Consider the following 17,619-nt stretch of genomic DNA (forward strand, 5'->3'; position numbering starts at 1 on the left):
AAAGTTAAAGCCTACAAAATACAACACTTCTCATTCGGAAAAATCATTCGGGGAGAGGTGTTTTTATTTAGAGAGTGGCTGATAACGGATGTGAAAGGGAGCGAGATCGTCCCGTTTATTCCGATAAATATTCGAACACTATAATTTGTGGGAACATCAGAGAGAAAACCAAGGCTTGCTATGACCAAATACACACCATCCTGTTTTGGAGTAAAGGCCGATGTGCTCGGATTATACTCATTGTTTAAATCAAATAATTCATCTGGATATTCAATTGTCGTCAGATCAGCAGGTCCCACACGTTGTGTAGTAGTTTGATTGACGGCTCTGAATGCTGAAAATAGTTGACTAGCAGGGCTGATTATATTGATCGTTGGTTTAAACGTATTCGTGACCTTGTTTTGGTTGTTATATTCATTTTTGATTGGACAACAACAAGGCTTTGATTTACAGAGAGAACAACGCTTCTTGTCACTCAATTAATAATCACCTCCTTCACTTCTGTTATTCCTAACATCATATTTGAGGTTGTCTCACGCTGGAACGGTAATTGACATGCGGCTCTCGTACAAATTGATGGGAATGAGAATGACACGTAAGGAAACATGATTTGGTTTTGAAAATGAATCTTCATTCTCTTATAAAATATTCAACGGGATGAAAAAAGATGGAAGATATTAGTTCTTTTATCTTGCAAGGGTGAGCGGCAGTATTGTATAATCAAAAACGTAAGTAGGGAGTAACATTTTCACGACAAACGTGAAAACGTCGGGATGTGGCGCAGCCCGGTAGCGCGCACCCTTGGGGTGGGTGAGGTCCAGGGTTCGAATCCCTGCATTCCGACCATACGCATATAACGAACAGAAGCCTGTAGCTTAGGCTTCTTTTTTTGTGTGAGATTTTTTACTCTCCCAAGTAGTTCCATTTTGCTATTGGCTTCCTGATCTTTCTTTTTTATAATGATAGGTAGACAAGCTAGGGAAGGGTTGTTCAATGCTATGAAGGTGCCTGTATCACTTCAACCATATTTGCAAACATTGCCGCAAACCAATGATGCCACTTCGCTTTCGTATGGAGACGAAGGGCTCTTCTCGGACATCCTGCAGTCCCAGTTAGCAACAACCGGCCAGCGGGTTATCAGTTCGCAGGAGATTTTGGCCAAGCTAGATGGTTCACGGAGCTGGAGGATTCCTGCCCATATTCAAAATGAGCAGTCCCTGTCTTTTGCAAAAGGCGCGTCTGTTCCTACAGCGGAAATCTTGGACAAGATTGATCAGACAGCGAAAGCGATTGGAGTGGACGTTGATCTGGTGAGAGAGGTCGTCAGGGCCGAATCCAATTTCAATCCGAATGTAGAATCTCACGCAGGGGCGAAGGGCTTGATGCAGCTGATGGACAATACGGCAAAAGCCATGCAAGTCCGCAATGTATATGACCCTGATGAAAACCTTGAAGGTGGAACAAAATATTTGAAGACACTTCTGGATCGTTATGATGGAGATGTGAAAGTAGCACTTGCTGCTTACAATGCTGGGCCAGGTCGGATGAGTCGTCTGGGAATCAGCAGTGATGAACAGCTTGAAGCGAAGTTTGACCAATTGCCACAAGAGACACAGCGCTATGTAGACAAGATCACGAGCCGACTGGAGTCAGAAGGGGCATCATACTAGACGTAGGCGCATACCGTATTGGTCAGGAGGAAACATATTGGCACAACCATCGGGTTTTAACCAGGATTATTTCGTAGTCAAAGCGAAGGAAAATGGCGTTCATGTGATCGGGTTAACAAGAGGCACTGATACGCGTTTTCATCATACAGAGAAGCTTGACAAAGGCGAAGTCATGATTTTTCAATTTACGGAGCACACCTCTGCGATTAAGGTGCGAGGAAAAGCAGTGATTTACTCGCAGCATGGCGTCGTGGATACGACCGATTAAAGAGCAAGTCGTTTTGCTAAGAAGCAGGCATAGCCTGCTTTTTTTGTTTGTACAATGGAGGAGAGGAGGGATGTCTATGCCGCGTCAATTGTTGATGGCGATTGCTGTTTCCACTTTCTTGGCTCTGATGCTGTCGCTCGTTCCCACAAATCAGTGGATGCAAGCGGATATACCGACGTTTCAGTCAGCGCGTGCCATTCACTTAAGCGAGCAAAATGCCCTTGATTTGTTTACAAGGATGTCGACGCATTATAATATTAAGCGTATAAAATGGGAAAACCCATCGATCTATGTCGATTTTGTAGTGAAACCTGCCGAAAAAGTAGAGTTAAACACCGTCTATCAAGATTTTTACCGTTTGACATACGACTTGCGTACCTATGCAGACAATGTCGGGCCCGTGTACTATCGCTTGTTAGAAGAGACGGATCCACCAAAAGAATCGAGATTATTGATTGCCATACAATCGACAACGGGAAATCTCGTAGGACATGACAAACCTTTAACCGACCCTTCGGATATCCAGACCTTTGTAAGCAGTACATTTCCTATTCGGATCGAGCCGTATTTTTATGAGCGAATTAGTCCCTGATGGAAGAAGTATGGTATGATAGTAGAGACGGCCTTTTGACCGGACGGTAGAGCAAGATCGAAGAGTAAGGAACAGTACGGAACAGGCAGACATCTATAGGTTGTGCAGCTTGTGGAGGAGGACGCATGAGCAAAGAATTTTCCCCGAATGTAGAAGAAGTTCGGTCCATTATCGAACAAATCTACAAGAGAATCACCCATTCCTATGTAGAACATTATGTTGACGTTCCTTCCATGGCGGAAAATCGTCTAGAGCTGTTGTACCTTTTTTTGCTGGAACAAGACATGCCGAAGGAAAAGGCTTCGGTTTTATGTACTGCAACAGGCCTTGTCCAATTGGGACTCGACACGCATGAGCTCGTGAAAAATGAGTACGATTCCTCACAGAGCGCGGAGCGAAACAGGCAGCTGACCGTACTTGCGGGTGATTATTACAGCAGTCGCTACTATCACCTTCTCGCTTCAGCGGGTGAAATCCAAGCCATTCAAGTGTTGTCAGCAGCAATTCAGCGAGTCAACGAAGCGAAGATGAGACTCTATATCGCGGGGCGAGACAGCAAGAGTTTATCAGATGAAGAGTACTGGGAACTGCGAAATACGATTGATACGGGCTTATACGTGGCTGTTGTAGAGGAGTACGCCGATTCGGCTGATCGCCGTTGCTTCTGGAGCGATCTGATGAAGGAAACAGCCAAGGTAGAGAGTGTGATCGGAGAGTGGGAGCAGCTCAAATGGCAAGAACAAGTCCCTTTTGGTTTTGCCCGTTTTTTGTTGCAAAAACCTGGGGCTACACTCGCGCAAGTTTTGTCTGGCGTTGAGGGGAAAGCCATGGAATTGATCGGTTTATGTGAGCAAATGGTGCGTACGCTGCATCCTGCAGAGACACGTAACATGCTTGCATCCATTACGGCACGGTACTCCCATCGGATCAGTCGCTTGAAGAAGGTAATTGAGGAGATGTAGCCAAGTGAACCAGACACAGATGAATGAGAAAGCAGAGTACGTTCACTCCGTTTTCGAGAGCATTGCAGACGATTACGACAAAATGAATAATGTAATCAGCTTTGGCAGTCATATTGCTTGGCGTAATTACACGATGAAGCAGATGAATATCCAGCCAGGGCATACGGCGCTGGATGTTGCTTGTGGTACAGCAGACTGGACCATTGCATTGGCTAAGGCAGTTGGAAAAGAAGGCAGTGTTGTTGGTCTTGATTTCAGCCAGAATATGCTGGATGTAGGGGCATATAAAGTGGCGAACGCAGGTGTTGGTAACAACGTAAAACTCGTGAACGCAGATGCAATGAATCTGCCATACGAGGATCATACATTCGACTTCGTGACGATCGGGTTTGCCCTGCGCAATGTACCGGATGTTCAGCAGGTCTTGAATGAAATGGCGCGTGTCGTGAAGCCGGGCGGTAAAGTCGTTTCTCTGGAAGTGTCCAAGCCCCCATTCATTCCGTACCGGAAGCTATTTTACTTATATTTCTATAAAATCTTGCCATTGATCGCAAAGCTGACAGTCAACAAGTACGAAGAGTACGCATGGCTGCCGCATTCCCTGACCAATTTCCCGGACAGTCGCGAGCTGGCAAGCATGTTTCAGAAAGCAGGCTTGGACCCGGTTCAGGTCAAATTGTTTATGGGCGGCGTATCAGCCTTGCATATTGGCACCAAGCCATAGCTTGACGTATGCGATGGCGCTAAAACGTGTATATGGGGAGTAAACCGGTATTTCTTCACTAGATAGGAAGTGTCATAGATGGGTCTACGTAAATTGAAAATCATCTTGGAAATGATTAAATTCGAGCATTCCCTTTTTGCCTTGCCTTTTGCTTTTATGGGAGCTGTTTTGGGAAGTATAGTGGTAGAGAATGCATGGCCTACCTGGTCAGAAATTTTTTGGGTGACGGTAGCTATGGTGGGCGCTCGAAGTGCAGCGATGTCTTTAAACCGAGTCATCGACCGGGTTATTGATGCGAAAAATCCTCGGACGGTCACACGAGCGATTCCTGCTGGCCTCATTTCGATTGTGGAAGTCATTTTGTTTATCGTGGTGTCATTTGCGGTGTTGTTCATTGCTGCATTCCAGTTAAATGATTTGGCTGTGAAGTTGTTGCCGCTTGCTGTGTTTGTGCTCGTGCTTTATTCCTATACGAAACGCTTTACTTGGCTTTGCCACTTTGTTCTCGGGGTTTCCCTCGGGTTTGGTCCGTTGGGTGGCTGGGTAGCTACAACGGGGCAAGTAGATGGCGTCGGCCTTCTATTGTTCGCATCCGTTATGTTCTGGACAGCGGGATTTGATATCATTTATGCGTGCCAGGACGCTGAGTTTGACCGAAAAGAAGGGCTACATTCAATGCCGAGCCGCTTCGGAATTGCCAATGCACTTCTGATCGCCCGCGTGTGCCACGTTCTTACTTTCGTTGGCCTGATGTCCCTGTATGTAGTTGCAGACTTGTCTATTTGGTTCCTGGTAGGTGTGCTCATTTCGGGTGCAATTTTGATCTATGAGCATACGTTGGTGAAGCCGACAGATCTGTCCAAGCTGGATATGGCATTCTTCAATATGAACGGCATCTTGAGTGTCGTGATGTTTACTTTTACGATGATTGATTTGGTGATTGCATGAACAAGCAAAAGTGGGCTGTCGGGATAACTGGTGCAAGTGGTGCTATCTATGGTGTTCGAGTCGTCCAGGAGCTTTTACGTGCTGGACATATTGTTCACTTAATGATTACAGAAGCAGGCTGGCAAGTATTTCGTGATGAACTGGATTGGCACACGGATGACAGAGAAGCTCTATTGCAGGAGAAGCTGCAACAAGACTTTTCGGGTGAGCTACATTATTGGGGACTGCGAGATTTCAATTGTCCCGCAGCCAGTGGTTCCTATCGTTGTGACGGTATGATCGTAGTACCGTGCTCGATGGGGACTGTTTCTGGCATCGCACATGGCGCGTCAGGTAATTTGCTGGAGCGTGTTGCTGATGTCATGATCAAGGAAGGTCGGCGCTTGGTCATCGTTCCGAGAGAGACGCCGCTCAATGCGATTCAGCTCGAGAACATGCTCAAATTAAGCCGCCTGGGAGTCAAGATTCTGCCTGCCATGCCAGGCTACTATCAGAAACCGCAAACCATGGATGATCTGATCAATTTTGTTGTAGGGAAAACTTTGGATGCAATTGATGTACCACATTCGCTGTTCCGGCGTTGGGGGGAATAAACGCATGCAAAAGTCTTTGCGTGTTGGACAAATTTTGTATACCAATGTATTGCCGGTTTACTTCTATTTTGATCAGGCGAAATTCGAAGACCGAATCGAATTCATCCGCCAAGTTCCTGCGCAGTTAAACTCTGCAATGGCGAATGGCGAGATTGACTTGGGACCGATTTCTTCGTTTAGCTATGCAGAGCATGCCTCCGAATACGTGGCATTGGCAGATCTGTCTGTCAGTGCCAAGGGGAGAGTAGGCTCCCTTTTCTTGTTCAGCAAAAAGCCGATTGAACAATTAAACGGTGCCAAAATAGCTTTAACCAACACATCGGCTACCACAGTGAACCTCTTAAAGATCATTCTCCATAAGTTTTACGAATATGAGATTTCTTACGTTACACAGGAACCCATTTTGCAAGAAATGCTGGAGGATGCTGATGCAGCACTCTTGATCGGGGATGACGCTATTTCAGCTGAGCGAACGGCCAAAGACCTGTATGTCTATGACTTAGGGGAGCTGTGGCATCAGTTTACGGGCTATTCCATGACCTTTGCCATTTGGGCTCTTCGTCGAGCGGTTATTGCCGACCATCATGATTTGATTGCGGAAGTCCATGTATCCTTTTTAGAGAGCAAAAGGAAAACAAGAGCGAATACAGCCCCATTGATTGACTACGTTCACACACATTTCGGTGGAGAGAAAGAGCAATGGATCCACTATTTCCAAGGATTACAGCACGATTTCGGTGACGTTCAGCGGATTGGACTGGAGTACTATTACCGATGCGCAGCGGAGCTGGGACTTCTATCGGCACCTGCAACCGTCGATCTGTGGCAGGCTGGCGGCCGACAGACCAATACTACGTTGACGAGATAGGTGGAACGGATGAATCTAGTCGATATTTACTTCAAGATGAAAAAAGATGTCCAATACATAGAAGATGAGCTGGAAAAAGCAATTGATACACCGGTTCGAGAGCTGCATCAATCTTCGACTCACTTGCTCAAGGCAGGAGGAAAGCGGATTCGTCCCGTTTTTGTTTTGCTTGGCGGTAAGTGGGGCAATTACGATGTCAAAAAACTAAAGCATGTGGCTGTTCCTCTCGAACTGATCCATATGGCTTCCCTGGTGCATGATGATGTAATTGATGATGCGGATAAGCGTCGCGGGAAAGATACCGTTCGGATGAAGTGGGATAACAAAGTAGCCATGTACGCCGGCGACTATATTTTTGCACGAGCTTTGGCCATTGCCTCTCAACTCCCCATCCCGCAATTGCACCAAATTCTATCGAATGCAATCGTCGAGGTTTGCAAGGGAGAAATCCAGCAAGTAAAAGATTTGAATAACTGGGACCAAAACTTCCGTACGTATTTGCGCAGAATCAAACGAAAAACTGCGCTATTAATTGCGATTAGCTGTCAATTAGGAGCAGTTGCAAGCGGTGCGACAGATGAGATGATTCGCAAAATGTACTGGTACGGCTACAATGTGGGGATGGCTTTTCAAATTACCGACGACATCTTGGATTTTACAGGGACTGAGAAGCAGTTAGGGAAGCCTGCTGGAAGCGATTTGGTGCATGGAAACATTACGTTGCCAGCGCTTTATTCGGCTCATCATGGAAAAGCACGTTTGCAATTCCAGGAATGGATCGCGCAAAATACGTTTTGGGATCATGCGGATGAAGCGATTCGTTTGGTGCGAGAAGATGAAGGCATTGCCTTTTCGCAGCGCCTCGCTGAACGCTATATTGCCCGTGCGCATGCCATTCTCGCAGATTTACCTAATAACCAAGCCAAGACATCTCTGACAGGTATCGCCAATTTTATTATCGATCGCAAATTTTAATGATATTTTGACGCTCTGCCTGTTGCTTGACCACGCTAGTTTTGATAAAATTTTCGTTGGTGTCCTATGCACCAATACATAGCTCTAATGGAGGCATACTTACAATGGAAAAAACATTCCTTATGGTAAAACCAGATGGCGTACAACGCAACCTGATCGGGGAAATCGTATCCCGTTTTGAGAAAAAAGGCTACCAACTCGTAGGCGCTAAGCTGATGACAGTAAGCCGCGAACTGGCTGAAGAACACTATGCAGAGCACAAAGAGCGCCCGTTCTTCGGTGAACTGGTAGACTTCATCACTTCCGGACCAGTATTCGCTATGGTATGGCAAGGTAACAACGTAATCACAACTGCTCGCGCTATGATGGGCAAAACAAACCCAGTAGACGCTGCTTCCGGTACAATCCGTGGCGATTTCGCTACTTCCGTTGGCATGAACATCATCCACGGTTCTGACGCTCCTGAGAGCGCTGAGCGTGAAATCGGCCTGTGGTTCTCCGCTGAAGAAGTTCTCTCCTTCGAGAAAACAATCCAACGCTGGATCTAAGAATGATAAAGAAAACCCCATTTTTGGGGGTTTTCTTTTTTTTGTCAAAATCTTTGTCAAAACAGATAGGATAATGACGAAATATAGCGAATGAAGTTAGGGAGTTTTCAAAGGGGGTACGATTCAGCATGGAAGATAAGGACTTTCTCCAATTTATTGCTAGCGTTAAGAAAATGACTGGAATTGATCTTGCCCTCTACAAGGAAGCACAGATGAAGCGCCGTCTAACCTCGTTGAGACAAAAGCGGGGGTACGACACATTTGCCCAGTATTTCGATGCCATCGCGAAAGACAAGGAGCTTTTCTATGAGTTCCTCGACAGGATGACCATCAACGTATCGGAATTTTTCCGTAACCCAGGCCGATGGGAAGTTCTCGAGAATAAAATTTTGCCACGTTTGGCAAAACAATCGCCGCGGGTGAAATGCTGGAGTGCGGCATGCTCGACAGGAGAGGAGCCGTACACACTCTCGCTGATTTTGCTACGCAAGAAGATGGATGCGACCGTGCTTGCTTCCGATATTGATGAGGGAGCATTGGCAAAAGCGAAACAAGGGGTATATACGGACCGCTCCCTGCAAGATTGTCCGAAAGACCTCGTAACAAAGTATTTTGAAAAGGATACACTCAGCTATCGCATAACGGACGAAGTGAAGAGAAAAGTGACGTTCAAAAAACATAATTTATTGGCGGACTCATTTGATTCTCAATTTGATTTGATTATTTGCCGGAACGTGATGATTTACTTCACCGAGGAAGCAAAGCATGAGCTGTATCATAAGTTTAGCCGGGCACTGAAACCAGGCGGGGTTCTCTTTGTAGGCAGCACCGAGCAAATTTTTCAGCCGCAACAGTATCAACTGGAAACAGAGGATACGTTCTTCTATCGAAAAATGGGTTGATTCATGTTGGCCTTAGTATATCTCTGCTGTTTTTTTCCAAGACTAGGAATACCTACTTTGCAAGAGGAGGCAGCAGATGGATAAACACAAGGTCATCGAAGCATACCGTCGAGGGCTGATCACGTTGCAGGAATGTGGTCAGATATTAGGGGCGGAGAGGACACAACTAGATGATTTGTTACGCGTGGATCACACTCGAAAACCGCTGAGCCCCAATCCTTTTTTCAACGTGTAGGTATGTCAATCCTGAATCATTCGCGATAGCGTAAAGAGAGCGCTTCTCCTTATACGGAGGGGCGTTTTCCTGTAAGCAGAAAAGGTTTTTCGCAGACGTTTGCCACTTTTGTATTTCCACGGCGTACTAGGTATGATATTATAGCGCTTAAAAGTGATAAAGGACAGCACCCCGAAAAGAGTACCGGTAGGGGGTAAAGGCTGCCTGGAGGATGGAGGAAGGATAGAGATGCGTTACTTGACAGCAGGGGAATCCCACGGGCCGCAATTAACAGCTATCATCGAGGGCGTACCGAGCAATTTGCCGATTTCCATTGAGGAAATTAATGAGCAGTTGGCACGTCGTCAGAAAGGCCATGGTCGCGGCAGAAGAATGCAGATTGAAAAGGATCAGGTGAAAATTCTTTCTGGTGTCCGTCATGGATATACAACCGGAGCTCCTATCACACTGGTCGTTGAAAATAATGATTGGACGCATTGGCAAGGAATCATGAGTGCTGAGCCTGTAGAGGAAGGCGCTGAAGAAAAGCGTCGGGTTTCCCGTCCACGCCCTGGACATGCTGATTTAAACGGGGCTATTAAGTATCACCAACGCGATATGCGCAATATTCTAGAACGCTCCAGTGCTCGTGAGACTACTGTTCGCGTAGCTGTTGGTGCAGTAGCCCGTCAATTGCTGGCTGCATTTGGTATCCGTATTGGTGGACAGGTACTCCAGATCAATGAGATCGTGGCGAAGCGACAAGAAGTGAGTCTGGACGAGCTGATTGCGCGCACTGAAGAATCGCCAGTACGCTGCTTGGACAAAGAAGCAGAGCCACTGATGATGGCAGCGATTGACAAAGCAAAAGAAGACGGGGATTCCCTTGGTGGTACCGTAGAAGTTATCGTAGAAGGCGTGCCGATTGGATTGGGTAGCCATGTGCAATGGGACCGCAAGCTGGATGGACGTCTTGCACAAGCGATTATGAGCATTCAGGCTTTCAAAGGTGTCGAAATCGGTATCGGTTTCGAGGCATCCGGTCTGAAAGGCTCGCAAGTTCATGACGAGATTATTTGGAACGAAGAAACAGGTTACAGCCGTAAAACGAATCGTGCAGGTGGACTCGAGGGCGGAATGACGACAGGAATGCCTGTAGTAGTACGCGGTGTTATGAAGCCGATCCCTACCTTGTACAAACCGTTGATGAGTGTGGATATTGACTCCAGAGAGCCATTCTCAGCGAGCATTGAGCGTTCCGACAGTTGTGCTGTTCCAGCGGCAAGTGTGGTTGCGGAGGCAGTTGTAGCGTGGGAGATCGCGAATGCGATGTGCGAAAAATTCCCTTCTGATTCTCTTGACGACATGGCAGAAAACGTACGTCAATACCGTGCGTACACGGAGAAATTCTAATGAGTGTAGAGAAGCTGACTGTTGAGCTGGGGGAGCGTTCCTACCAGATTGTGATTGGCGACGGTCTTTTGCACCAGGCAGCAGCGTTGCTAGTAGAGGCAGGAATTGCTTCTACTAGCAAGCTGATGATTATCACAGATGAGAATGTGGCCGTTCATTACTTGGAGCCTTTGCTCGATATTCTGCGGCAGAATGGGTATCAGGCCCACTCTGCAATCGTCCCTGCTGGAGAACAATCAAAGAGCCTGGCTGTCTACGAACGTTTGATGACAGAGGCGATTGAAGCAGGACTGGACAGGAAGTCTGTTGTATTGGCTCTCGGTGGTGGAGTCGTAGGAGACTTGGCTGGATTTGTGGCTGCCACGTACATGCGCGGCATTGATTTCGTTCAAATGCCGACCACCTTGCTCGCACACGACAGTTCGGTTGGTGGAAAAGTAGCCATCAATCATCCGCTCGGAAAAAATCTCATTGGTGCTTTCCATCAGCCAAAAGTCGTCATTTACGACACGAAAGCTTTGCGCAGCTTACCGAAGCGTGAAGTCGCAGCAGGATTTGCAGAGGTTGTGAAGCACGGACTCATCGCAGATGCTGCCTTTGTCGATTGGCTGGAAGACAACGCTGATTTGCTATGGCAACTCGATTCAGAATTATTAGGGAAAGCCATTGAAAAAGGTTGCGCAGTGAAAGCGGCTATTGTTTCTCAAGACGAGACAGAGCAAGGGCAGCGTGCATTGCTCAATTTGGGTCATACGTTTGGTCATGCGTTTGAAGCGCTCTCTGCCTACTCCACTCTGAATCATGGAGAAGCCATCTCGATTGGGATGTGCTTAGCAGCAAAGGTAGCGGAACGTATTGGTTTTGCCGAGACAGGTGTATACAATCGCACGAAACGGATGCTGGAATTGTTCCATCTGCCAACTGCGTGGCCAGGTAACCTTTCTCCAGATGCTGTGCTGGAAGCCATGAAACGAGACAAAAAGACCGTAGGTGGAAAGCTGGCATTGGTGTTGCCGAGGGCAATCGGGCAGGTTGAAGTCGTCAAAAATATAGAAGAAGAACTCATACTGGGAGTCATGAGAGAAGAAGTGGAGGGATAAGGATGGGAATGAGAGGAATCAGAGGCGCGGTCACGGTGGAAGCCGATACGCGTGAAGAGATTGTCTCCTCTACCAAATGGTTGTTAGAGGAAATGGTAAGCCACAATGAAATAAATCCCGAAGACATTGGCAGCATTATTATCACGACGACAGAGGACCTCTGTGCGACCTTCCCTGCTCAAGCGGCCCGCCTGCTTGAAGGAGAAGCTTGGCAATATGTACCGCTCATGTGCGCAAGAGAAATCCCGGTGCCGGGTGGCTTGCCGCTTTGTATCCGTGTCATGATGCATGTGAATACGGACAAGACAGCAAAAGACATTCATCACGTCTTTTTGCGTGAAGCAGTCAAGCTACGCCCGGATTTGACAAATCGCGGTTGACAATTATGGCGCTCTCTTTTACCATAAGTGAAACGAGAGCGCCTTGTTTTTCCGGTAATAAGCAAAAGCCGGCTGAGAGCAGAGAATGAGTAGAGCAGAGTTGAGATGAGTTAGGTCGAGGAGAGAAGAGAAGGCTGGGTACATATTGACACCCAATCCAGGTCTCTTTGTCTGGATTTTTTTGTATACAAAAAATTCTCCCCCTACCTCTCGCTCTAGGAAGCGGGTGTAGAAAAGGTGGATGTCTCATTCCCTTTTCTCTCCCACTAATTGAGGAGATGAGAGTCCATGTATTTCCCTTCCCTTGCCGAGGTTAAGACCCTCTCGGCGTCGTATTCCCTTATCCCTGTAAGCATGAAACTGTTGGCGGATCAGGAAACACCGATTCGCTTGTATCAGAAGATTCGCACGAGTGATTCCTTTTTATTGGAAAGTGTAGAAGGTGGTGCGCGTTGGGCGCGTTTTTCTTTCATTGGTATGAATCCTTTTCAGATCGTGGAAGCAAAAGGTGAAGAAATCACCGTTTCCTATCGCACTGGTGAAAAGCTTGTCCAGACAGGAAATCCCGTGTCCTTTTTGCGTGAAGAAACCGATCGCTACAAAAGCCCGAAGCTGCCGGGGCTGCCTCGTCTCAGTGGAGGTGCAGTAGGCTTTTTCGGCTACAATACGCTGCGCTACTTCGAAAATTTGCCTGCGCATCGCAAGGAAGCTGTACGAGTGCCGGATATGCGCTTTCTGTTCGTAGACGAGATGATCACATTTGATCACTTGAAGCAGGAAATTCAATTGATTGTGAACCTTCATGTGGAGCCAGGCGATACCGCAGACATCATTGGCGAAAAATACAAGCAAGTCTGTGAACGAATCGAGGAACTGGCTACAAAAGTTTCGGCTCCGCTTGAAATGGATCAACGTATTCAAGTAGCGGCAGATACACCAACGCCATTGACCGTACAGCCAAATATGACGCGTGAGCAATACGAGCAGCTAGTCGTGCAGGCGAAAGAATACATCGCAGCCGGCGATATTTTTCAAGTCGTGTTGTCCCAATGTTTTTCTGTAAAGACAGATGTCGATCCTTTTGCGGTGTATCGATTGCTGCGTACGTTGAATCCTTCACCGTATATGTACTATCTCGAATACGAGGGCGAGACAGTGGTCGGGACATCACCAGAACTGCTCGTGCGTGTAGAAGATGAAAAAGTAGAGATGCGGCCGATTGCAGGAACGCGAAAAAGAGGGGCGACCCCACAAGAAGATGCTGCGTTGGCGGCGGATCTTTTGGCAGATAAAAAGGAGAGAGCCGAGCACTACATGCTGCTGGATTTAGGTCGCAACGATGTAGGAAAGGTCTCTGCTTACGGAAGCGTGAAAGTGGAAGAAGCATTGGTTATTGAAAACTACTCCCATGTGATGCATATGGTTTCGCATGTGACTGGCAAGCTTCGTGAGGGACTGCACGCTTTCGATGCATTGCTGAGTGCCTTTCCGGCTGGTACGGTATCTGGTTCACCCAAGCTGCGGGCAATGGAAATTATTGCAGAGCTCGAGCCTGATGCACGCCATCTGTATGCGGGAGCCATCGGCTACATTTCGTTTGATGGTTCTCTCGATAGCTGCATCACGATTCGAACCTTGTTCTTTCAGGATGGTTACGCACATGTACAGGCAGGTGCAGGCATCGTAGCGGATTCGGTCCCAGCGAGTGAATATCAAGAAACGGTGAACAAAGCAGCAGCGATGCTCTCTGCGTTAGAAAAAGCTGAACAGATGTTTGTCAGAAAGGTGGAGTTGTCATGCTAACATACGCGCTGGAACAAATTCTGCTTGGCAAGAACTTAACACGAACGGTTGCAGAAGAGGCCATGGGCGAGATTATGGACGGAAAGGCAACTCCGGCTCAAATTGGTGCATTTTTAGCGAGTCTTCGCTTGAAGGGCGAGCAAGTGGAAGAGATTATCGGTTTTGCCAAAGCCATGAGAGCGCGGGCGATGAGTTTTCCGATCGATCTGCCAGGCTTGGTAGACACCTGCGGAACAGGCGGCGACGGTAGCCATACCTTTAATATTTCGACGGCGAGTGCACTTGTCGCAGCAGCTGACGGGGTACGCATCGCCAAGCATGGCAATCGTGCGGTTTCCAGCAAAAGCGGTAGCGCTGATGTGTTGGAAGCGTTGGGAGTGCCAGTCAATTTATCTCCAAAGGACGCGGCAGACTGCCTGCGTGCGACCAATCTTTGCTTCCTGTTCGCTCCCCTGTACCACCAAGCGATGAAGCATGCGGCAGGCCCACGAAAAGAATTGGCGATTCGCACGGTGTTTAATTTACTTGGACCATTGACGAATCCAGCAGGTGCCAGCCATCAGCTGATGGGCGTCTATGATGCCAAATTGCTTCCAAATGTAGCCGCAGTCTTGAATGAGCTGGATGTGAACAGAGCGCTCGTTGTCGCAGGCTCGGATGGTTTGGATGAATTGACGGTCACGGGAACGAGCCATGTTGCCGAGTTGCGGGATGGACGTATTTTGACTTATGAAATCGAGCCTGAGCAGTTCGGTCTGCGCAGACACGAAAAGGATGCTTTGCGCGGCGGTGATGCGAATGAGAATGCCAAGATCATTCACGATGTGTTTTCCGGTGCACGCGGGGCAGCACGCGACATCGTTTTGCTGAATGCGGGAGCGATCCTTTACCTTGCAGATCGTGTTAGCTCGATTGAAACAGGGGTTATACGTGCAGCGGAACTAATCGACGGCGGACTGGTAATGCGCAAGCTCGAGCACGTTCGTCACATCGCAGGAGGAATGATTCATGCTTCGTAAAATCGTAGAAAAGAAACGCGAAGAGATCGCACGTCTTTATACAGAAACAACGGTTTCAGCATTGCTTTCAGCAACGAAAGAAGTCCAACGTCCACGTGGGTTTCGTCACGCTTTGGAGACGAGTATACGGCCTGTAAGCGTGATTGCCGAAGTGAAAAAAGCATCTCCGTCCAAAGGATTAATCCGACCTGATTTCCAGGCAGTAACCATAGCGAAGGCTTATCAGGCGGCTCAGGCAGAATGCTTGTCTGTTTTGACAGACGAGTCCTTTTTTCAAGGGAGCTTGAGCTATCTGCGGCAAATTCACGAGGCAATCGATCGGCCATTACTCAGAAAAGACTTTCTTCTTGATGAAATACAAGTCGTCGAAGCAAGGGCAGCTGGCGCAGATTGTGTGTTGCTCATTGCTGCCATTCTCGATCAGGAAATGCTTCGTCACCTGAACCAAACTGCCGAGGAGCTGGGTATGGATGTACTGGTTGAGGTCCATGACAAACGTGAATGTGAGCTTGTTTTTCAAGCGATGGAACCCAAATTGCTCGGGATCAACAATCGAAACTTAAATACGTTTCAAACTGACCTTGCCGTTACGCATGAGTTGATTGCAGAACTACCTACATCATTGACGGTCGTTAGCGAGAGTGGGATTTCGACACCAGCGGATATTGAGAATGTACGAAAAGCAGGAGCCAGGGCTGTGTTGGTTGGAGAGCATTTTATGCGACAAAAAGACGTAGAGCGCGCAGTCATTGATCTCGTGGGAGAAGTAGCACCGGGGGTGCGTGTATGACTCGTTTAAAAATATGTGGGATTAAGCGAGCGGAAACACTTTCGCTGTTAAAAGAGCTGGATGTCGATTACGTAGGCCTTGTTTTTGCGTCAAGTAAGAGACAAGTTGATGCACAAACTGCTGGAGAATTACTTGCAGCTGTTCCGGGCCATCCTCCCGCTGTAGGTGTGTTCGTGAATCCTACGATGGAAGAGCTGGAGGAAGTACTATACGAGGCGCCTTTATCCGTGATCCAGTTGCATGGACAGGAGACGCCACAATTTTGCCAACAAGTCCGGGAGCGGTTTGCTACTCCGGTATGGAAGGCGTTGGCAGTAGGCGGAGAAGAGGATGCTGCTCAAGCAATCCAATCCTATCAAGGCATTGTCAGTGCCTTTTTGTTTGATACGTATGATCCTAGTCAAGCAGGTGGAACAGGGAAAAAGTTTTCGTGGGAGCAAATCCCTACTTTGCAAACAGCATGCAAGGAAGCAGACTGCATTATCGCTGGAGGGATTCATGCGGAGAATGTAGGAGAATTAATGGGACAGTATCAAGCAGGGATTGTCGATGTGTCCAGTGGAGTAGAGACGGATGGCGAAAAAGACGCCGAAAAAATAAAAGTATTGGTGGAGAGGGTGAAGGCGCATGAACAACAGTCAAACAACTACGCGAGTCGTGCCTGACGAAAACGGGCGATTTGGTGCCTTCGGAGGCAGGTTTGTTCCGGAAACTTTGATGAATGCAGTGACACAGCTCGAGATCGCTTTTGAAGAAGCTCGCCGTGACCCGGCATTTGTTCAGGAATTGAACGGACTTCTCAGCGAGTATGCTGGACGCCCAACCCCGCTTACTTATGCAGATCGTTTGACGAAAGCGGTCGGTGGTGCTCAAATTTATTTGAAAAGAGAAGATCTCAACCATACAGGCGCACATAAATTGAACAATGCTTTAGGCCAAGCACTGCTTGCCAAACGGATGGGCAAAAAATCAATTATTGCAGAAACGGGCGCTGGTCAGCACGGAGTAGCAAGTGCAACGGTTGCGGCAAAACTCGGACTCTCTTGCAAGGTGTTCATGGGGGAAGAAGATATTCGCCGCCAGTCATTGAATGTTTTTCGGATGAAGCTGCTTGGTGCCGAAGTCATCCCTGCGGTTTCCGGCTCACGTACACTGAAAGATGCGACAAACGAAGCGATTCGCCATTGGGTTTCTCACGTAGATGAAACGTTTTATGTCATCGGATCTGTGGTTGGCCCACATCCGTATCCGTACATCGTACGCGAATTCCAGAAAATTATCGGAGAAGAGACTCGCAGTCAAGTCCTGCAAATGCTCAAAAGGCTTCCGGATGAGGTCGTTGCTTGCGTAGGTGGCGGCAGTAATGCGATTGGCATGTTTTATCCGTTCATTCAGGATGAGTCTGTCGCGCTCAGAGGGGTAGAAGCGGCAGGCAAAGGAATCGATACCGAAAAGCATGCGGCAACACTAACACTTGGACGTCCGGGAGTCATCCACGGTTCCTTGACCTACTTGTTGCAGGATGAATGCGGACAGGTGCAAGAAGCTCATTCGATTTCGGCTGGCTTGGATTATCCAGGAGTAGGACCTGAGCACGCTTATCTCAAAGACAGTAGAAGAGTGACCTATACATCGGTATCGGATGCGGAAGCACTCGAGGCAGTACAAGTGCTTTGCCAAACGGAAGGCATCATCCCAGCATTGGAGAGCGCACATGCGATAGCGGAAGCGATAAAACGTGCGAAAGAGATGTCATCAGACAAAATACTCGTTATTTGTTTGTCCGGTCGAGGCGACAAGGACGTACTGACTATTCAAGAAGCGCTGACAACAGGAGGGGGAGAGTAATC

21 protein-coding genes and 1 tRNA gene are annotated in these 17,619 nt (G+C 47.8%); 21 read left to right on the forward strand and 1 reads right to left on the reverse strand.

Annotation, left to right across the window (positions count from 1 at the left end; translation table 11 throughout):
- Positions 1 to 11: 11 nt before the first annotated feature.
- The gene (locus ACFYU8_RS01505; protein WP_390296483.1) at positions 12 to 479 is read right to left on the reverse strand and encodes a hypothetical protein; all 468 of its coding nucleotides are present in this window, start codon (positions 477 to 479) and stop codon (positions 12 to 14) included.
- Between the two features lie 290 nt (positions 480 to 769).
- On the opposite strand from ACFYU8_RS01505, the gene ACFYU8_RS01510 reads away from it, so the two are divergent.
- The 21 genes from ACFYU8_RS01510 (at position 770) to trpB (ending at position 17,617) form a co-directional block, all read left to right on the forward strand.
- Positions 770 to 846 (forward strand) — tRNA-Pro (locus ACFYU8_RS01510).
- A 152-nt stretch (positions 847 to 998) separates the two neighbouring features.
- Positions 999 to 1,670, forward strand: coding sequence for a lytic transglycosylase domain-containing protein (locus tag ACFYU8_RS01515; protein ID WP_390296481.1), 672 nt, complete (start codon positions 999 to 1,001; stop codon positions 1,668 to 1,670).
- A gap of 37 nt (positions 1,671 to 1,707) precedes the next feature.
- Entirely contained in the window at positions 1,708 to 1,938 is a 231-nt protein-coding gene (gene mtrB, locus ACFYU8_RS01520; protein ID WP_390296479.1) for a trp RNA-binding attenuation protein MtrB, read from the forward strand.
- 76 nt (positions 1,939 to 2,014) lie between these two features.
- Positions 2,015 to 2,530 (forward strand): hypothetical protein, encoded by a 516-nt coding sequence (locus ACFYU8_RS01525; protein WP_390296477.1) that lies wholly within the window; start codon positions 2,015 to 2,017, stop codon positions 2,528 to 2,530.
- A gap of 125 nt (positions 2,531 to 2,655) precedes the next feature.
- Positions 2,656 to 3,492, forward strand: a complete 837-nt coding sequence (locus ACFYU8_RS01530) for a heptaprenyl diphosphate synthase component 1 (RefSeq protein WP_390296475.1) — start codon at positions 2,656 to 2,658, stop codon at positions 3,490 to 3,492.
- A gap of 4 nt (positions 3,493 to 3,496) precedes the next feature.
- The gene (locus ACFYU8_RS01535; protein ID WP_390296473.1) at positions 3,497 to 4,216 is read left to right on the forward strand and encodes a demethylmenaquinone methyltransferase; all 720 of its coding nucleotides are present in this window, start codon (positions 3,497 to 3,499) and stop codon (positions 4,214 to 4,216) included.
- Between the two features lie 78 nt (positions 4,217 to 4,294).
- On the forward strand, positions 4,295 to 5,164 hold the full coding sequence (locus ACFYU8_RS01540) for a UbiA-like polyprenyltransferase (RefSeq protein WP_390296471.1): 870 nt from the start codon (positions 4,295 to 4,297) through the stop codon (positions 5,162 to 5,164).
- The gene (locus tag ACFYU8_RS01545; RefSeq protein ID WP_017248115.1) at positions 5,161 to 5,757 is read left to right on the forward strand and encodes a UbiX family flavin prenyltransferase; all 597 of its coding nucleotides are present in this window, start codon (positions 5,161 to 5,163) and stop codon (positions 5,755 to 5,757) included. The genes ACFYU8_RS01540 and ACFYU8_RS01545 overlap by 4 nt, the downstream gene beginning before the upstream one ends.
- A gap of 4 nt (positions 5,758 to 5,761) precedes the next feature.
- Positions 5,762 to 6,625, forward strand: a complete 864-nt coding sequence (locus ACFYU8_RS01550; protein ID WP_390296469.1) for a menaquinone biosynthesis protein — start codon at positions 5,762 to 5,764, stop codon at positions 6,623 to 6,625.
- A 9-nt stretch (positions 6,626 to 6,634) separates the two neighbouring features.
- Entirely contained in the window at positions 6,635 to 7,600 is a 966-nt protein-coding gene (locus ACFYU8_RS01555; protein WP_390296467.1) for a polyprenyl synthetase family protein, read from the forward strand.
- A 104-nt stretch (positions 7,601 to 7,704) separates the two neighbouring features.
- Positions 7,705 to 8,148 (forward strand): nucleoside-diphosphate kinase, encoded by a 444-nt coding sequence (gene ndk / locus ACFYU8_RS01560; RefSeq protein ID WP_144616049.1) that lies wholly within the window; start codon positions 7,705 to 7,707, stop codon positions 8,146 to 8,148.
- Between the two features lie 128 nt (positions 8,149 to 8,276).
- On the forward strand, positions 8,277 to 9,050 hold the full coding sequence (locus tag ACFYU8_RS01565) for a CheR family methyltransferase (protein WP_390296465.1): 774 nt from the start codon (positions 8,277 to 8,279) through the stop codon (positions 9,048 to 9,050).
- Between the two features lie 76 nt (positions 9,051 to 9,126).
- Positions 9,127 to 9,285 (forward strand): hypothetical protein, encoded by a 159-nt coding sequence (locus ACFYU8_RS01570; protein ID WP_173609508.1) that lies wholly within the window; start codon positions 9,127 to 9,129, stop codon positions 9,283 to 9,285.
- 228 nt (positions 9,286 to 9,513) lie between these two features.
- Positions 9,514 to 10,677, forward strand: coding sequence for a chorismate synthase (aroC, locus tag ACFYU8_RS01575; RefSeq protein WP_390296463.1), 1,164 nt, complete (start codon positions 9,514 to 9,516; stop codon positions 10,675 to 10,677).
- Positions 10,677 to 11,777, forward strand: coding sequence for a 3-dehydroquinate synthase (aroB, locus tag ACFYU8_RS01580; protein WP_390296461.1), 1,101 nt, complete (start codon positions 10,677 to 10,679; stop codon positions 11,775 to 11,777). Before aroC ends, aroB begins: the two co-directional genes overlap by 1 nt.
- A 2-nt stretch (positions 11,778 to 11,779) precedes the next feature.
- A complete protein-coding gene (gene aroH / locus ACFYU8_RS01585; protein WP_106837520.1) occupies positions 11,780 to 12,157 on the forward strand; it encodes a chorismate mutase in 378 nt (125 codons plus the stop codon).
- A gap of 288 nt (positions 12,158 to 12,445) precedes the next feature.
- Positions 12,446 to 13,960 carry an anthranilate synthase component I gene (gene trpE / locus ACFYU8_RS01590; RefSeq protein ID WP_390296459.1) on the forward strand — a complete coding sequence of 505 codons (1,515 nt, stop codon included), beginning with the start codon at positions 12,446 to 12,448 and terminating at the stop codon, positions 13,958 to 13,960.
- A complete protein-coding gene (gene trpD, locus ACFYU8_RS01595; protein ID WP_390296457.1) occupies positions 13,954 to 14,979 on the forward strand; it encodes an anthranilate phosphoribosyltransferase in 1,026 nt (341 codons plus the stop codon). Before trpE ends, trpD begins: the two co-directional genes overlap by 7 nt.
- Complete coding sequence (gene trpC, locus ACFYU8_RS01600) at positions 14,969 to 15,769, forward strand: indole-3-glycerol phosphate synthase TrpC (RefSeq protein WP_390296455.1); 801 nt, start codon at positions 14,969 to 14,971, stop codon at positions 15,767 to 15,769. The genes trpD and trpC overlap by 11 nt, the downstream gene beginning before the upstream one ends.
- The gene (locus ACFYU8_RS01605) at positions 15,766 to 16,434 is read left to right on the forward strand and encodes a phosphoribosylanthranilate isomerase (RefSeq protein WP_390296453.1); all 669 of its coding nucleotides are present in this window, start codon (positions 15,766 to 15,768) and stop codon (positions 16,432 to 16,434) included. Before trpC ends, ACFYU8_RS01605 begins: the two co-directional genes overlap by 4 nt.
- On the forward strand, positions 16,397 to 17,617 hold the full coding sequence (gene trpB, locus ACFYU8_RS01610) for a tryptophan synthase subunit beta (RefSeq protein ID WP_390296451.1): 1,221 nt from the start codon (positions 16,397 to 16,399) through the stop codon (positions 17,615 to 17,617). Before ACFYU8_RS01605 ends, trpB begins: the two co-directional genes overlap by 38 nt.
- The last annotated feature ends 2 nt before the right edge of the window (positions 17,618 to 17,619 follow it).

The sequence above is a fragment of the Brevibacillus sp. NPDC003359 genome (assembly GCF_042878995.1).
Lineage (GTDB): Bacteria > Bacillota > Bacilli > Brevibacillales > Brevibacillaceae > Brevibacillus.

Coding starts and splice junctions, on each gene's coding strand:
- ACFYU8_RS01515 (WP_390296481.1), top strand. CDS start 999: ATGAAGGTGCCTGTATCACTTCAACCATATTTGCAAACATTGCCGCAA.
- ACFYU8_RS01525 (WP_390296477.1), top strand. CDS start 2,015: ATGCCGCGTCAATTGTTGATGGCGATTGCTGTTTCCACTTTCTTGGCT.
- ACFYU8_RS01530 (WP_390296475.1), top strand. CDS start 2,656: ATGAGCAAAGAATTTTCCCCGAATGTAGAAGAAGTTCGGTCCATTATC.
- ACFYU8_RS01540 (WP_390296471.1), top strand. CDS start 4,295: ATGGGTCTACGTAAATTGAAAATCATCTTGGAAATGATTAAATTCGAG.
- ACFYU8_RS01545 (WP_017248115.1), top strand. CDS start 5,161: ATGAACAAGCAAAAGTGGGCTGTCGGGATAACTGGTGCAAGTGGTGCT.
- ACFYU8_RS01550 (WP_390296469.1), top strand. CDS start 5,762: ATGCAAAAGTCTTTGCGTGTTGGACAAATTTTGTATACCAATGTATTG.
- ACFYU8_RS01555 (WP_390296467.1), top strand. CDS start 6,635: ATGAATCTAGTCGATATTTACTTCAAGATGAAAAAAGATGTCCAATAC.
- ndk (WP_144616049.1), top strand. CDS start 7,705: ATGGAAAAAACATTCCTTATGGTAAAACCAGATGGCGTACAACGCAAC.
- ACFYU8_RS01565 (WP_390296465.1), top strand. CDS start 8,277: ATGGAAGATAAGGACTTTCTCCAATTTATTGCTAGCGTTAAGAAAATG.
- ACFYU8_RS01570 (WP_173609508.1), top strand. CDS start 9,127: ATGGATAAACACAAGGTCATCGAAGCATACCGTCGAGGGCTGATCACG.
- aroC (WP_390296463.1), top strand. CDS start 9,514: ATGCGTTACTTGACAGCAGGGGAATCCCACGGGCCGCAATTAACAGCT.
- aroB (WP_390296461.1), top strand. CDS start 10,677: ATGAGTGTAGAGAAGCTGACTGTTGAGCTGGGGGAGCGTTCCTACCAG.
- aroH (WP_106837520.1), top strand. CDS start 11,780: ATGGGAATGAGAGGAATCAGAGGCGCGGTCACGGTGGAAGCCGATACG.
- trpE (WP_390296459.1), top strand. CDS start 12,446: ATGTATTTCCCTTCCCTTGCCGAGGTTAAGACCCTCTCGGCGTCGTAT.
- trpD (WP_390296457.1), top strand. CDS start 13,954: ATGCTAACATACGCGCTGGAACAAATTCTGCTTGGCAAGAACTTAACA.
- trpC (WP_390296455.1), top strand. CDS start 14,969: ATGCTTCGTAAAATCGTAGAAAAGAAACGCGAAGAGATCGCACGTCTT.
- ACFYU8_RS01605 (WP_390296453.1), top strand. CDS start 15,766: ATGACTCGTTTAAAAATATGTGGGATTAAGCGAGCGGAAACACTTTCG.
- trpB (WP_390296451.1), top strand. CDS start 16,397: ATGAACAACAGTCAAACAACTACGCGAGTCGTGCCTGACGAAAACGGG.